Source organism: Bradyrhizobium sp. sGM-13 (assembly GCF_018398875.1).
GTDB lineage: Bacteria > Pseudomonadota > Alphaproteobacteria > Rhizobiales > Xanthobacteraceae > Bradyrhizobium.
This window is the reverse complement of the sequence record NZ_JAGWDK010000003.1, coordinates 46,602-60,215: the sequence shown is the minus strand read 5'-3', so window position 1 is coordinate 60,215 and position 13,614 is coordinate 46,602. Positions and strand designations below refer to the sequence as shown.

16 protein-coding genes are annotated in these 13,614 nt (G+C 62.9%); 6 read left to right on the top strand and 10 right to left on the bottom strand.

Translation table 11 applies throughout. The annotated features are described in order from the left end of the window. Window positions 1-88 precede the first annotated feature (88 nt). The 5 genes from KJQ96_RS04865 to coxB form a co-directional block, all read right to left on the bottom strand. Entirely contained in the window at window positions 89-730 is a 642-nt protein-coding gene (locus tag KJQ96_RS04865) for a cytochrome c oxidase assembly protein (protein WP_213285575.1), read from the bottom strand. Window positions 731-735: 5 nt separating this feature from the next. After that, entirely contained in the window at window positions 736-900 is a 165-nt protein-coding gene (locus KJQ96_RS04860; RefSeq protein WP_028348021.1) for a hypothetical protein, read from the bottom strand. An 18-nt stretch (window positions 901-918) separates the two neighbouring features. Beyond that, entirely contained in the window at window positions 919-1,857 is a 939-nt protein-coding gene (locus tag KJQ96_RS04855; protein WP_213285574.1) for a heme o synthase, read from the bottom strand. A 59-nt stretch (window positions 1,858-1,916) separates the two neighbouring features. Next, window positions 1,917-3,536 (bottom strand): cytochrome c oxidase subunit I, encoded by a 1,620-nt coding sequence (gene ctaD, locus KJQ96_RS04850; protein WP_213285573.1) that lies wholly within the window; start codon window positions 3,534-3,536, stop codon window positions 1,917-1,919. An 83-nt stretch (window positions 3,537-3,619) separates the two neighbouring features. Next, window positions 3,620-4,456: a cytochrome c oxidase subunit II gene (coxB, locus tag KJQ96_RS04845; RefSeq protein WP_213285572.1), complete on the bottom strand. Its 837-nt coding sequence runs from the start codon at window positions 4,454-4,456 to the stop codon at window positions 3,620-3,622. 514 nt (window positions 4,457-4,970) lie between these two features. On the opposite strand from coxB, the gene KJQ96_RS04840 reads away from it, so the two are divergent. Beyond that, a complete protein-coding gene (locus tag KJQ96_RS04840; protein ID WP_213285571.1) occupies window positions 4,971-5,522 on the top strand; it encodes an invasion associated locus B family protein in 552 nt (183 codons plus the stop codon). Window positions 5,523-5,563: 41 nt separating this feature from the next. On the opposite strand, the gene KJQ96_RS04835 is transcribed toward KJQ96_RS04840, so the two are convergent. Genes KJQ96_RS04835 through KJQ96_RS04825 form a run of 3 tightly spaced genes read right to left on the bottom strand, consistent with a single transcriptional unit; the run spans window position 5,564 to window position 7,092 of the window. Continuing rightward, window positions 5,564-6,169 carry a TlpA disulfide reductase family protein gene (locus KJQ96_RS04835; protein WP_213285570.1) on the bottom strand — a complete coding sequence of 202 codons (606 nt, stop codon included), beginning with the start codon at window positions 6,167-6,169 and terminating at the stop codon, window positions 5,564-5,566. Window positions 6,170-6,185: 16 nt separating this feature from the next. Next, complete coding sequence (locus KJQ96_RS04830; protein ID WP_213285569.1) at window positions 6,186-6,689, bottom strand: DsrE family protein; 504 nt, start codon at window positions 6,687-6,689, stop codon at window positions 6,186-6,188. 10 nt (window positions 6,690-6,699) lie between these two features. Further along, window positions 6,700-7,092 (bottom strand): DoxX family protein, encoded by a 393-nt coding sequence (locus KJQ96_RS04825; protein WP_213285568.1) that lies wholly within the window; start codon window positions 7,090-7,092, stop codon window positions 6,700-6,702. Window positions 7,093-7,242: 150 nt separating this feature from the next. Here KJQ96_RS04825 and KJQ96_RS04820 point away from each other — a divergent pair, with 150 nt between their 5' ends. The 5 genes from KJQ96_RS04820 (at window position 7,243) to KJQ96_RS04800 (ending at window position 11,178) form a co-directional block, all read left to right on the top strand. Continuing rightward, entirely contained in the window at window positions 7,243-7,641 is a 399-nt protein-coding gene (locus KJQ96_RS04820) for a helix-turn-helix domain-containing protein (RefSeq protein ID WP_213285567.1), read from the top strand. 191 nt (window positions 7,642-7,832) lie between these two features. Further along, complete coding sequence (gene tldD, locus KJQ96_RS04815) at window positions 7,833-9,257, top strand: metalloprotease TldD (RefSeq protein ID WP_213285566.1); 1,425 nt, start codon at window positions 7,833-7,835, stop codon at window positions 9,255-9,257. Continuing rightward, on the top strand, window positions 9,257-10,045 hold the full coding sequence (gene lepB, locus KJQ96_RS04810; RefSeq protein ID WP_375293139.1) for a signal peptidase I: 789 nt from the start codon (window positions 9,257-9,259) through the stop codon (window positions 10,043-10,045). The genes tldD and lepB overlap by 1 nt, the downstream gene beginning before the upstream one ends. A 122-nt stretch (window positions 10,046-10,167) precedes the next feature. After that, on the top strand, window positions 10,168-10,509 hold the full coding sequence (locus KJQ96_RS04805; protein WP_213285565.1) for an MmcQ/YjbR family DNA-binding protein: 342 nt from the start codon (window positions 10,168-10,170) through the stop codon (window positions 10,507-10,509). Window positions 10,510-10,611: 102 nt separating this feature from the next. Beyond that, the gene (locus KJQ96_RS04800; RefSeq protein ID WP_213285564.1) at window positions 10,612-11,178 is read left to right on the top strand and encodes a nucleotidyltransferase family protein; all 567 of its coding nucleotides are present in this window, start codon (window positions 10,612-10,614) and stop codon (window positions 11,176-11,178) included. A 298-nt stretch (window positions 11,179-11,476) separates the two neighbouring features. On the opposite strand, the gene KJQ96_RS04795 is transcribed toward KJQ96_RS04800, so the two are convergent. Then, complete coding sequence (locus KJQ96_RS04795) at window positions 11,477-12,004, bottom strand: PAN domain-containing protein (RefSeq protein WP_213285848.1); 528 nt, start codon at window positions 12,002-12,004, stop codon at window positions 11,477-11,479. A 228-nt stretch (window positions 12,005-12,232) separates the two neighbouring features. Further along, window positions 12,233-13,603 (bottom strand): glutamate--cysteine ligase, encoded by a 1,371-nt coding sequence (locus KJQ96_RS04790; protein ID WP_213285563.1) that lies wholly within the window; start codon window positions 13,601-13,603, stop codon window positions 12,233-12,235. Between the last annotated feature and the right edge of the window lie 11 nt (window positions 13,604-13,614).

Below are 13,614 nucleotides of genomic sequence, written 5' to 3'. Positions count from 1 at the left end.
TCTCTCCGTTAGGTGTGCCGTTCCCTTCGGCACATATTCGTCTCAACAATCAAAAACGCGAAATCCCGATCAATACGGAATTCCGAGGTTAGAGGTTTCCCTTGCGTTTATCGGTTTCGCCGGCCGCAAGCGGCTTCGGCGTCGATTCGCGTACGGGATAGAAGGTGTAGGATAGCGTAATCGTCTTCAGTCCGTCGTTCTCGCTGTCTTTCGCCAGCGCCGGATCGACATAGAACACCACGGGCATCTCGCGCTTCTCGCCGGGGCCCATGGTCTGTTCGGTGAAGCAGAAGCAGTTGATCTTCTGGAAATAGGCGCCGACGGTGAGCGGCGCGACGTTGTAGGCGGCAACACCGGCGGTGGCGCGCGCGGCCTGGTTGGTCACGGTATAGAAGACGGTGACGACCTCGCCGATGCGGACCTCGATCTCGTTCTGCTCGGGCTCGAATTTCCAGGGCAGTCCAGGACCGACATTGGCGTCGAACCGCACCGCGATCTTGCGCTCCAGCGGCGCGTCTGACGGCGCCGAGGTCGCAACCTGGGTGGTGCCGTTGAACCCGGTGGCGCGGCAGAACCAGTCGTAGAACGGCACGGCGGCATAGGACGCGCCGACCATCAGCACCACGACGAAGCCGCAAATCGAGGCGACGGCCGCATCGCGCGTCAAGGTACGGCGCGAGGCAACCCTCTCGCCTTCCCTGCCCTCGCTGACCTGCGGCTCGTTCTGCATCTCAATCACAACGGACGGACGAGAACGCCCGGCCCCTTGACCATGGTGACTGCGAAAAACAGTACGACGAGGACGCCGAGCGCGAGCGCAATGGCGATCGAGCGCTGACGGCGGCTTCGCTTCTGCGCCTCGGTGAGGACGATTCCATCTGGCTTGCGCTTGTCGTCCATGAGCGTTCCATGCGCCCCCTACCCGACCATAGCTGCGACGGCGCGAATCACGATCTCGAGCAGGAGCGTCGCAAACAGCGCGAACAGATATAGGATCGAGAAGGCAAATAGCCGGCGGGTGGCGCGGCTCGCCTGCTTGCCCTCGCGGTGGCGGTAGACCTCGATGGCGAGCCACATCATGCCGGCACCGAGCGTCAGTGAGGTGACGCCGTAGACCGCGTCGAAATAGCCGAGCGGCCAGGGCGCTGCGGCGATGGCGACCAGCACGATCGTGTAGAGCAGGATCTGCAGCCGCGTCGCGTCGGGTCCCGCGACCACGGGCAGCATCGGAATCCCTGCGCGGGCATAATCGTCGCTGCGGAACAGCGCCAGCGCCCAGAAATGCGGCGGGGTCCAGAAGAAGATGATGAGGAACAGGAGCAGCGGCTCCATCGACAGCGAGCCAGTGGCCGCGGCCCACGCTACCACAGGCGGCAGCGCGCCGGCGGCACCGCCGATCACGATGTTCTGCGCGGTCGAGCGCTTCAGCCACATCGTGTAGATCACCACGTAGAAGAAGATCGTGAACGCCAGCAGCGCGCCGGCGAGCCAGTTGACGAGGGTGCCGAGCGTCATCACCGAGAAGAACGACAGGATCAGGCCGAACGCCGTGGCCTCGCCCTGCGTGATGCGTCCCCGCGGGATCGGCCGGTTGGCGGTGCGCGACATCAAAGCGTCGATGTCGCCCTCATAGGCCATGTTCAGCGCGCCCGAGGCGCCGGCCCCGACCGCGATGCACAGGATCGAGGTGAAGGCGATGACCGGATGGACGTGGCCGGGCGCGATGAAGAGACCGACCAGCGCGGTGAAGACCACAAGCGACATCACCCGCGGCTTCAGCAGCGCGAGGTAATCACCGACATCAGCCTCGGAAATCCGAGGCAGGGCATCGATGGCGTTGTGGTCGACTACCGACAAGATTTATCTCGCTTCACTAAAGCCGCGGCGCGCAACGATGGCGCGCCGCGAACAAATGTTTACTGCACGCGCGGCAGCACTTCGAACTGGTGGAAGGGCGGCGGCGACGTCAGCGTCCATTCCAGCGTGGTGGCGCCGGCGCCCCACGGATTGTTGGCAGCCGCCTGCTTCTTCACGAAGGCATCGACCACGCCGTAGATGAAGATCAGCACGCCGAAGCCCGAAATGTACGAGCCGAGCGAGGACACCAGGTTCCAGCCCGCGAACGCGTCGGGATAGTCGACATAGCGGCGCGGCATGCCCGACAGGCCGAGGAAGTGCTGCGGGAAGAACACCAGGTTGACGCCGATGAAGGTGAACCAGAAGTGCAGCTTGCCGATCGTTTCCGAATACATGTAGCCGGACATCTTCGGGAACCAGTAGTACCAGCCCGCGAAGATCGCGAACACCGCGCCCAGCGACAGCACGTAGTGGAAGTGCGCGACCACGTAATAGGTATCCTGCAGCACGCGATCGACACCGGCATTCGCAAGCACGACGCCGGTGACGCCGCCGACCGTGAACAGGAAGATGAAGCCGATCGCCCACAGCATCGGCGTTTTGAACTCGATCGACCCACCCCACATCGTGGCGATCCAGGAGAAGATCTTCACGCCGGTCGGCACCGCGATCACCATGGTTGCGGCGACGAAATAGGCCTGCGTCGCGCTGGACATGCCGACCGTGTACATGTGGTGCGCCCACACCACGAAGCCGATGCCGCCGATCGCGACCATGGCGTAGGCCATGCCCAGATAGCCGAACACGGGCTTGCGCGAGAAGGTGGAGACGATCTGGCTGATCATGCCGAAGCCGGGCAGGATCAGGATGTACACTTCGGGGTGGCCGAAGAACCAGAACAGATGCTGGAACAGCACCGGATCGCCGCCGCCGTCGGCGGAGAAGAAGGTGGTGCCGAAATTACGGTCGGTGAGCAGCATGGTGATGGCGCCGGCGAGCACCGGCAGCGACAGCAACAGCAGGAACACCGTCACCAGGATCGACCAGACAAACAGCGGCATCTTGTGCAGGGTCATGCCCGGTGCGCGCATGTTGAAGATCGTGGTGATGAAGTTGATGGCGCCGAGAATGGAGGAGGCACCGGCAATGTGCAGCGACAGGATCGCAAAGTCGACGGCCGGTCCCGGATGGCCCGAGGTCGACAGCGGCGCGTAGATGGTCCAGCCCGCGCCGACGCCGTTGGCGCCCGGTTCACCCTCGACGAAGGTGGACATCAACAGTAGCGCGAAGGAGGCCGGCAACAGCCAGAACGAGATGTTGTTCATGCGCGGGAACGCCATGTCGGGCGCGCCGATCATCAGCGGCACGAACCAGTTGCCGAAGCCGCCGATCATCGCCGGCATCACCATGAAGAAGATCATGATCAGGCCGTGCGAGGTCACGAACACATTGTAGGTGTGAGATTCGTGGAAGAACTGGACGCCGGGATACATCAGTTCGATGCGGATCGCGATCGACATCGCAGCCCCGATGATGCCCGCGAAGATCGCGAAGATAAGGTACATCGTGCCGATGTCCTTATGGTTCGTCGAATAGAGCCAGCGCCGCCATCCCGTCGGATTGGCATGGGCATGGTCATCATGGGCGTGATCGTGGTGTGTCGCTGCCGTCGTTGCCATTTTGTAATCCTGCCTTGCAGTCCCTTTTCGGACCTTTACAGGTCCGGTCGCCCTTATCTCTTGCTTGTCCCTTGGTCCGCGCCTTACTGCGCGACCTGACCACCAGCCGAGGCGTAGGTGTTCGCCGGGTTTGTCGCATACTTCTTCTTCGCCGCCTCAACCCACTCGGCGAATTCCTGATCGCTCACCACCTTGACCGCGATCGGCATGAAGGCGTGATCCTTGCCGCACAGTTCCGAGCACTGACCGTAATACATGCCGGTCTTGGTCGCCTTGAACCAGGTCTCGTTGAGACGGCCGGGGATCGAGTCGATCTTGATGCCGAACGAGGGCACCGCGAACGCGTGGATCACGTCGGCGCCGGTGGTCTGGACCCGGATCACCTTGTTGACCGGCACCACCATTTCGTTGTCGACGCCGAGCAGGCGCGGCTGCTTGTCCTGCGCCATCAGCGAATCGAACTCGAACTTGCCGTTATCAGGGTAGGCGTAGCTCCAGTACCACTGCTTGCCGGTGACCTTGACGGTCAGATCGGCCTTGGGAACGTCGAGCTGCTGGAACAGGAGGCGGAACGACGGCACCGCAATGCCGACAAGGATCAGCACCGGGATCAGCGTCCAGGCCACCTCGATCAGCGTGTGGTGGGTGGTCCGGGAGGGGATCGGATTGGCCCTGGCGTTGAACTTCACGACCACAATGACCAACAGCGCCAGCACGAACAGGGTGATCAGCGTGATGATCACCAGCAGCAAATTATGGAAGCTGATGATGTTTTCCATCACCGGGGTCGCGGCTTCCTGCAGCGTGATTTCCCACGGCTTTGGCTGCTGCCCAAAAGCCGTCCCGCCGGAGACGAGCGCCATGCCCGCTACCGCCAACCCCAGCAACCGCCGGCCCATCAGGCCCTTCGACATCTTCATGCCGCTCGCGCTCCCTTAGAAAAAATCCCCAAAGCATTTCGGCCGGATGGCCGGAAATGCCGCACGATCCGCCCTCACAAACGGCCTACCGGAGGTACTTTGGAAGTACACTTTCGAAAGTACCTGCAACAGTTTTGCTGCAGCACCCCGGGCCAGATCGTTAGAACGCGTCGAAATCCAGCCTCTCAAACCATAATTCTAAGGCTCTCGCAATGCAGTAGTGGGCGCAAAGCCATGCGTCACCTGCTATTCGCCGGACGTCGGATTTTCCTGACAAATCAGGCAAAACCTGCCGTTTGGCAGGCCTACACCGCTTGACAGCCCGATTGCCGGATGTACGCACAGTCACGGCGCTCCCGAGCGAGCTGATTCGCCTGGGCCGAATGGTCCTCGATGGCGCGGATTGGCTCCCGGACTGCCTTCAAGGCGCCGTCATTGCGTATCAGTCCGAATAAGTCCAGTTACAAAATATGTGCTGCCGGCGCTGCCGGAAATCGTGAGAGGATCGACCCGGATGGGGCGTTCGAAACATAGGGCGCGACGACATCAGGCAGGATATCGCGTGGAACCGGCCCGCTGGCTCGGCGGCCTGCTCGCCGTGGCCCTCCTGCTCGGCTTGACCCAGTCGGCGAGCGCGCAAGGCGCGGTGCGGTCGGTCCATGGCGACTGGCAAATCCGCTGCGACACCCCGCCCGGCGCCCAAGGCGAGCAATGCGCGCTGATCCAGAGCGTGGTCGCCGAGGACCGCTCGAACGCCGGTCTGACCGTAATCGTGCTGAAAACCGCCGACCAGAAGAGCAAGCTGATGCGGGTGGTCGCCCCCCTCGGCGTGCTGCTGCCCTCCGGCCTTGGGCTCAAGCTCGACAACCAGGATGTCGGCCGCGCCGGGTTCGTCCGCTGCCTGCCGAATGGCTGCGTCGCCGAGGTGGTGATGGACGAAAAACTCTTAGGGCAGCTCCGGGGCGCCAAGACGGCGACTTTTATTATCTTCGAGACGCCCGAAGAGGGCATCGGCTTTCCGCTCAGCCTGAACGGGCTGGGCGAGGGGTATGACAAGCTGCCGTGAGGCGGGCGAGCCGATAGCTCCCCAAGATCCGGCCGATCGACTTAAGCGGCGCTGGCGTAGTAGTCGAGCAGCCGGCGCGCCTCGATGGAAAGCCAGTCTGCTTCACCGCTGATATAGCCTTCGACTTGCCCGGTGACGCCGATCAAGAAAGTAATGGGCATGCCATAGAGCGCGAACGGCGTGTCGGCTTGGCCGCTGGCGCCGGCTCTTGCCACGAGTCCTTGCGGATCAAGCCCGATCGCAAGGCGCCGGAGCTTCAGCCCCTTTACGAAAGGCGCAACGACCGAGCGGTCGCGATCCGTCGCCACGGCGATCACCGCGAAATCCCTATGGTTGCTCGCCGCCAGACTGTCCAGCATCGGCAGTTCGGTCCGGCAGGCCGGACACCAGGTCGCCCAGAAATTGACGAGCACCACCTTCCCTCTCAAGGAGGTCAAATCGATCGCGCCGCCGTAGAGACGCGGGATCGGCACGGACGGGACAGGCCTCGCGCCACGAAGCTGGATGAACTGATGCCGGGAGGTGGCGAATGGCGGCGGACCAGCGGCCTGGGCGCGATTGGATGCAGCCAACATCGCGACCGAGGTGCCGGCCCCGAGCAGCCCTGCAACGACCGTGCGGCGTGTTAGCCCGCGATGTAGCGTCATGGCGCGTGTCCGCTTGTCATGACCGGATGTAGGACCAACCGGCTTCCTGCAATTCGATGATGCGTCCGGGCCCGCTCGGCACCAGATCGACGTTATCGATCAGCGTGATCGGACGGCCCTCGCTGCGCTGCATGCCCTGCTTTGTCGCATCGCAGACCACGAAGCGGATGTTCGGATTCACCGCCCTTACCACCTGCAGCATATCCTTCACCGGCGACGTGTCGGCACGGAACATGTGAACGCCGGCATTGTAGGCAACGACCTCAATCATAAATGGCTCGTTGCGCTCCTGATAATAGTTCGGAAGGTTGAGCGAGGTCGAGATCAAGGCGCGCATCGTGGTGGGATCGTCGCTATTGATCGGCAGCACCAGCCGATGCACCGGCGGCAAAGTGCGCTTCGCCTCCGGTTGCGAGACAGCGGAGCCCGGCTCGGTCAGCAACAACGTCACGACCAGCGGCACGATGAAGGTCAGAGCCAGCCCGACCCACTTAATTACCCGGCGGAAAGACAGGCGCATTGTCGTTGCTTCAAAACGCCTTGGCCAGAGAGGCAATTGCCTCGCGCTCCGAATAGGCCACGAGCGCGTTGAGCGCGAGCAGGACAATCGCCGGCACCGGCGATCCGCCGATGACGAACAAGTGCGTGATCACGGCGCCGATCATGATGCAGATCAGCAGCAGCGCGCCGAAAGCCGCGTTTCGTGGAAGCAGCAGCAGGATTGCCCCGATGATCTCGAGACTGCCGGTCAAATAGCGAAACCATTGACCGAGCCCAATGTGGTGAAACTCGTCCACCATCATCGGCACGCCGTAGAGCTTGACGCCCCCGGCCCCCAGAAACGCCAGCGCCAGCAATCCTCTGACAATCCACACGCCAACATGAGTCCAACGGCGCCCGGCAGGCACAGCAACGTCCGACATCGAATTCTCCCGAAAGTTTGAGAACGGCCCCCGGCCGCGAAGCGTCCCTGCGCCCTTAAGGTGTCCAAGACTTAAGGTGCCCAAGGCTTTCAAAATTAAAATTCGGTACTAAGATGAAATTGACAAGTAGGATGATTTTTCTGGTGTAGTATGAAAAAGCAGACCAATAACGCGGAGGAATGTCCCTCCGAGCGGGCCAGGCAGCAGCTTCACCGCGCGCTTCGCCTGCTCTCCGGCAAATGGAAGGGCGAAATCCTCTGGCAGTTGGTCGAGGGCAAGCAGCGTTTCGGCCAATTGCGGCGCGCCATTCCTGACGTGACGCAGCACATGCTGACCACACAATTGCGCGATCTCGAAAACGAAGGCTTGGTGAAGCGCACTGTGTTCGCCGAAGTGCCGCCCCGCGTCGAATATGAGATGACACCCGCGGCAAAGGCCCTGAGACCTGTGTTCGAAGAGCTGTCCCGCTGGGCCAATGCGCATGGCAGACTGGATCCCGATCCGGATGTTGCGGATGCGGCCGGCAAAGGACATGACAAAGGGCTGTGAGGGACCCTCCCCTTTTGCTGCGGGCATGACTATCTTCCGGGATCGTCGTCCCCGCGAACGCAGGGACCCATACCCACAGATGTCCGCGTTGTAATGTGAACTCGCCGGACGTCTGCGCTTACAATCGGCGCTTGTGGTTATGGGTCCCCGCGTTCGCGGGGACGACGGCAAACATTCGCATCGGAGCCTGCATGACCAACCTCGCCACCACCTCCTTGCTCGACCGCGCCAATCTCGACCGCGATGCCGTCAGACGCGAGATCACGCGGGGGCTTTTGGGCGCCGACGACGGCGAGCTGTTTCTGGAGTATGGCCAGACCGAAGCGCTCGGTTTCGATAATGGGCGCTTGAAGCAGGCGACCTACGATACCTCGCAGGGATTTGGCCTACGCGCGGTGAAGGACGACGCGGTCGGCTACGCGCATTCCTCCGACGTGTCGCTGCCGGCGCTGATCCGCGCGGCGGACGCGGTCGCCGCGGTGCGCGGTGGCTACAGCGGCAATTTTGCCGCTGCTCCGCCGCATACTAATGTGCGGCTCTATGGCGACGAGAATCCTTTGGATGCGCCGGGGTTCGAAGCCAAGGTCAAGCTGCTGGCAGAGATCGATGCCTATGTCCGCGACAAGGATCCGCGGGTGCGGCAGGCCTCCATCAGTCTGGGCGCCACCTGGCAGGTGGTGGAAATTTTGCGGCCTGACGGCGAAAGCTATCGCGACATCCGCCCATTGGTGCGCGTGAATATTTCCGTGGTCGCCGGACAAGGCGACCGGCAGGAAAGCGGCAGCAAGGGCTATGGCGGCCGCGAGGGCTACGCGCGCTTCATCGAGACCAAAGCGTGGCGCGAGGCTGCCGACGGCGCCATCCGCGAGGCGCTGGTCAATCTGGAATCGGTGCCTGCGCCCGCGGGCGAAATGGATGTGGTGCTGGGCGCCGGCTGGCCCGGCGTGATGCTGCATGAAGCGGTCGGTCATGGGCTGGAAGGCGACTTCAACCGCAAGCAGACGTCAGCTTTCGCAGGACTGATGGGCAAGCAGGTCGCGGCCAAGGGCGTCACCGTCGTCGACGACGGCACCATCGCGTCGCGGCGTGGTTCGCTCTCGATTGACGACGAGGGCACGCCGACCAACCGCACCATGCTGATCGAAGACGGCATTCTGGTCGGGTACATGCAGGACCGGCAGAACGCGCGGCTGATGAACATGAAGCCGACCGGCAATGGCCGTCGCCAGAGCTACGCCCATGTGCCGATGCCGCGCATGACCAACACCTATATGCTGGCCGGCGAGCGCGATCCGGCGGAAATCATCGCTTCGGTGAAGAAGGGCGTTTATGCCGCGAATTTCGGCGGCGGCCAGGTCGACATCACCTCGGGCAAGTATGTGTTCCAGTGCACCGAGGCCTACAAGATCGAGAACGGCAAGCTCGGCGCGCCCTTGAAGGGCGCGATGTTGATCGGCAACGGGCCGACCGACCTGCACCGCATCACCATGGTCGGCAACGATCTGGCGCTCGATACCGGCATCGGCACCTGCGGTAAGAACGGCCAGGGCGTGCCGGTCGGCGTCGGCCAGCCGACGCTGCGGATGGAAAGGATCACGGTCGGAGGAACGGGCTAGTGAGCGAGGAGAAACTGGTAGGTGATCAAAAGGACACCTCTCTCGGCAAGGTAGCGAGCTGGCGCGCCCAGGCCGTGCAACTGGCGGCGATCGTTGCCGTCGTCTTCATCGCCAAGGGCGCGCTGGCCGAGCCGTTTTACGTGCCGTCCGGCTCGATGGAGCCGACGCTTCTGATCGGCGATGCGCTGCTCGCCTCGAAATATCCTTACGGCTACGGCGCGGCGTCCCTGCCGATCCAGCTCACGCTGCCCGAGACCGGCCGTCTGTTCGGCGAAACGCCCAAACGCGGCGACGTCGTCGTGTTCCGCTGGCCGGGCGACCGCTCGCAGGCCTGGGTCAAGCGCGTGGTCGGATTGCCGGGTGACCACATCCAGATGCGGCAGGGCCAGCTCTTCATCAACGACCATGCCGCGGCGTTGAAGCCCGACGGCGTGGCGCAGGCCGAAGACGATCGCGGCAACACCGAACGGGCCTACCGCTTTGTCGAGACGCTGCCGAACGGCGTCAGCCACGCCATCTTCAAGATGCGCGACAATGGAAGGCTCGATAACACGCCCGAGGTAATCGTGCCGCCGGGCAAACTATTCGTGCTCGGCGACAACAGGGACAATTCCGCCGACAGCCGCGTCTCCGTGCGCGACGGCGGCGTGGGATTGTTGCCGATCGACAATCTGATCGGCCGCGCCGATGCCGTGGTCGGCTCCTGGGATCTCGGCATACGCAACCAGCCGGTATGGACCTGGCTGTCGGGTTTCCGGCTGGCGCGGTTTTTTACGTCCGTGCATTGAGCGGAACGGCGTAGCGGGAAGTAGGGTGGGCAAAGGCGCATTTGCGCCGTGCCCACCATCTCGCCAGCGATCAAGCTTAATGGTGGGCACGCTTGCGCTTTGCCCACCTTACGGCGCCATCCATGACCTTCGACGACGTCCGAAAAATCGCGCTGGCCTGGCCGGAGGTCGAGGACGGCACTTCCTACGGCACGCCGGCCTTGAAGGTGCGCAAGAAGATGCTCGTGCGGCTGAAGGAGGACGGCGACAGCATGGTGATGCCGGGCGTGCCAAGGGATGAGCGCGAGATGCTGGTGGAAAGCCAGCCGAAGGTATTTTACTTCATCGATCACTACCGGGATTATCCGATCGTGCTGATCCGCCTCTCGAAGGCCAGCCGCGCCACCGTCGAGCCGCTGTTGCGCCGGCACTGGCGCACGCTGGCGTCGAAGAAAGCGGTGAAGCAATTCGACGGGAATTTGTAGACTTGTAGGGTGGGCAGAGCGAAGCGTGCCCACCAATTTCTTCCAATCGCGAAACAAGATGGTGGGCACGCTTCGCTTTGCCCACCCTACAGCGGCGTGCCTATGGATAGAGACCAATTCCTCACCGCTGCATTACAAAATCCCATCAACGAAATCATCACCGAGGAATTGTTTCGGCTGTCGCTGCCGGACGCGTGGCTGGTCTCTGGCTGTCTCGTGCAGACGGTGTGGAACGTGCTGACCAAGCGTGCGGTCGATTACGGCATCAACGATTACGACGTGTTCTATTTCGATCCTGATACGTCCTGGGAAGCCGAGGATGCCGTCATCCGCACACTGGCGCAGCGCTTTTCAAGCCGCGGCATCGCGGTCGAAGCGCGCAACCAGGCGCGCGTGCACCTCTGGTATCCGGAGAAACATGGCCTGCCCTACCCGCCGCTGCGTTGCTCGACCGACGGCATCGATCGTTTTCTGACCAAGAACACCCAGATCGGAATCCGGCGCACGCGGGATGGGTATGAGGTTTACGCGCCGAATGGTCTTGATGATGCCGCTGGGATGATCGCGCGGCCCAACCCGGGACCAAATTTCTCTGCGGCGAATTACGCGGCGAAGGCGGCGCGGTGGAAGGCGCTGTGGCCGGAGCTCACGGTGTTGCCGGCGGAATGAAGTCGTAGCCGTCACCGTCGTCCCTGCGAACGCAGCGACCCATAACCACCAGCCTACATTGTCGAAGCGCAGCCGTCGCCCCTCGTGCCCTTTGCACGGGCCGCGGTGTATGGGCCCCTGCGTTCGCAGGGGCGAATGTTGAGAGGTCCTCGTCTCTATCCCGTCGTCCCTGCGAACGCAGGGACCATAACCACCGATGTTTGTGATTACGAAGGCTGGGGCCACATCCAAGTACACAAGAGTCTTTTCGTGGTTGTGGGTCTCCGCGTTCGCGGGGACGACGGCGGTGGATACCGCATTATCTCACCACGCCCGAGGTAAATCCCGCCTTCCTTCGCGGCGGCTTGATGTCTTTCTTCAGGAAGCAATGGGCGTCCTTGCCGGCGTAGCCGGGGCGCGCGTAGGTCCAGGCCCGGCATTTGTTGTCGGCGGCGCAGGCGGCCTTGCAGACGTCGTCGCCGTCGCCGTCCTTGAGATCGAAATTCTTGTAATCACCGCCGACGCGGTCGATTGAGGTTTCGACGCTATCATTGCGGCGCTCGACCACGCCGGCGCCGCGCACGCCGGAAACGCAGCAATCGCCGCTCTTGACTCGGGGCGGCACGCTGCCCTTCAGCCAGCAGACCGCGCCCTTGATCAAGCCGGTCGGATAGTTGAAGCTCCACGCGCGACAGCGCCGATCGCGCTCGCAGATCAGCGCGCATTCCGCCGGATCGCCCGAGATCACCGGCGCGCTTAGATAATCGCCGCCGGGACGGTCGAAATTGGCCTGCGCCAGCGCCGGGCGCGCGCATACGGCCGCCGCCAAGAAGGCGAGCGCCACCATACACGCCCTGAGCAGGCGACCAGTCTCCATCTGCGGTTGCTTTCGAATGCGCGTTGCCAGCGCGGGATGACTTTCCTCGAAAAGTCATTCCACCCTCAGCCCGTTGATTCAGCATGATTTTTCGAAAGACCGGCAGGCGGTCGTTCGGATCATGCTGGATCGGCCGTCATTTGAGCGCCATCAACCTGTACGGCGGATGAACGGCCCGAAGACTAGGAACCCGTTTAATCAGAACGCGTATTCCTGATAGACGGGCTCCACGGAACCACCCCAATCGCCCTTGAATTTATCCAGCATCTCTTCCGCCGGCGTGCGGCCCGCTTCGAGGATGCGCTCCAGCGGTTCGAGGTGGCGGCTCTCGTCGCGGCCGGAGTGGTCGACGCGGTTGCGCCGCCGCAGGCCCGCATGCGAAAGCTTCAGGCATTCCTTCGCAATCTCGAACAGATAGCGGTCCTTGATCCTGGCCTTGAAGCCGAAGCGCGGGACGTCGTCGCGCAACGCCTGGCGCTCCGCGGCGGTCCAGTGGCTGACCAGATCCCAGGCCGCGTCGAGGCTGTCATTGTCGTACAACAGGCCGACCCAGAACGCCGGCAGCGCCGGCAGGCGGCCCCACGGCACGCCGTCGGCGCCGCGCATTTCCAGATAACGCTTCAGGCGGACTTCCGGGAAGATCGTCGACAGATGATTGGCCCAATCTGATATCGTCGGGCGCTCGCCGGGCAACGAATTGTTGCGGCCCTCGAAGAAGGCGCGGAACGACGAGCCGGCGACATCGATATAGGATTCGCCGCGCTTGACGAAGTACATGGGAACATCGAGCGCGTAGTCGACCCAGCGCTCGAATCCCATGCCGTCCTCGAACACCCACGGCAACATGCCGGCGCGCGCGTTATCCGTGTCGCGCCAGATCTCGGAGCGAAACGACAGGAAGCCGTTGGGCTTGCCCTCGGTGAACGGCGAATTGGCAAACAAAGCGGTCGCCACCGGCTGTAGCGCGATCGACACCCGCAGCTTCTTGACCATGTCGGCTTCGGAGGAGAAGTCGAGGTTGGTCTGCACCGTACAGGTCCGGTACATCATGTCGATGCCGTACTGGCCGACCTTCGGCATGTAGTTGGTCATGATCTTGTAGCGGCCCTTGGGCATCACCGGGATCTGCGACCGCGACCAGGACGGCGTCATGCCGAGCCCGAGGAAGCCGATGCCCAACGGCGTCGCGATTTCGCGGACCTGCGCCAGGTGCGCCATCAGCTCGGACTGGGTCTGGTGCACGTTCTCGAGCGGGGCGCCCGACAATTCGAACTGCCCGCCCGGCTCCAGCGAGATCGCGCCACCCCCGGTGACGTCATACAGCCCGATGATGTTGCCGTGCTCCATGATCGGCTCCCAGCCGAGCAAAAGCTGCATCCCTTCGAGCAGCGCGCCGATACCGCGCGCGCCTTCATACGGCACGGGCTGGCGGCCCTCCAGCGTGAACGGGGTCTTCTCATGCTCGGTGCCGATGCGGAACTCGGACGGCGGCTTGATGCCGCCCTCGAACCACGCGACGAGTTCGTCACGCGATTGCAGCGGCGTCATATCGATCTGGTCACGCGCCATGAAAAAATCCG

Bases quoted from the DNA above. Each gene is read 5' to 3' on its own strand.
- KJQ96_RS04865 (WP_213285575.1), bottom strand. From the start codon at position 730: ATGCAGAACGAGCCGCAGGTCAGCGAGGGCAGGGAAGGCGAGAGGGTT.
- KJQ96_RS04860 (WP_028348021.1), bottom strand. From the start codon at position 900: ATGGACGACAAGCGCAAGCCAGATGGAATCGTCCTCACCGAGGCGCAG.
- ctaD (WP_213285573.1), bottom strand. From the start codon at position 3,536: ATGGCAACGACGGCAGCGACACACCACGATCACGCCCATGATGACCAT.
- coxB (WP_213285572.1), bottom strand. From the start codon at position 4,456: ATGAAGATGTCGAAGGGCCTGATGGGCCGGCGGTTGCTGGGGTTGGCG.
- KJQ96_RS04840 (WP_213285571.1), top strand. From the start codon at position 4,971: ATGGGGCGTTCGAAACATAGGGCGCGACGACATCAGGCAGGATATCGC.
- KJQ96_RS04835 (WP_213285570.1), bottom strand. From the start codon at position 6,169: ATGACGCTACATCGCGGGCTAACACGCCGCACGGTCGTTGCAGGGCTG.
- KJQ96_RS04830 (WP_213285569.1), bottom strand. From the start codon at position 6,689: ATGCGCCTGTCTTTCCGCCGGGTAATTAAGTGGGTCGGGCTGGCTCTG.
- KJQ96_RS04825 (WP_213285568.1), bottom strand. From the start codon at position 7,092: ATGTCGGACGTTGCTGTGCCTGCCGGGCGCCGTTGGACTCATGTTGGC.
- KJQ96_RS04820 (WP_213285567.1), top strand. From the start codon at position 7,243: ATGAAAAAGCAGACCAATAACGCGGAGGAATGTCCCTCCGAGCGGGCC.
- tldD (WP_213285566.1), top strand. From the start codon at position 7,833: ATGACCAACCTCGCCACCACCTCCTTGCTCGACCGCGCCAATCTCGAC.
- KJQ96_RS04805 (WP_213285565.1), top strand. From the start codon at position 10,168: ATGACCTTCGACGACGTCCGAAAAATCGCGCTGGCCTGGCCGGAGGTC.
- KJQ96_RS04800 (WP_213285564.1), top strand. From the start codon at position 10,612: ATGGATAGAGACCAATTCCTCACCGCTGCATTACAAAATCCCATCAAC.
- KJQ96_RS04795 (WP_213285848.1), bottom strand. From the start codon at position 12,004: ATGGTGGCGCTCGCCTTCTTGGCGGCGGCCGTATGCGCGCGCCCGGCG.
- KJQ96_RS04790 (WP_213285563.1), bottom strand. From the start codon at position 13,603: ATGGCGCGTGACCAGATCGATATGACGCCGCTGCAATCGCGTGACGAA.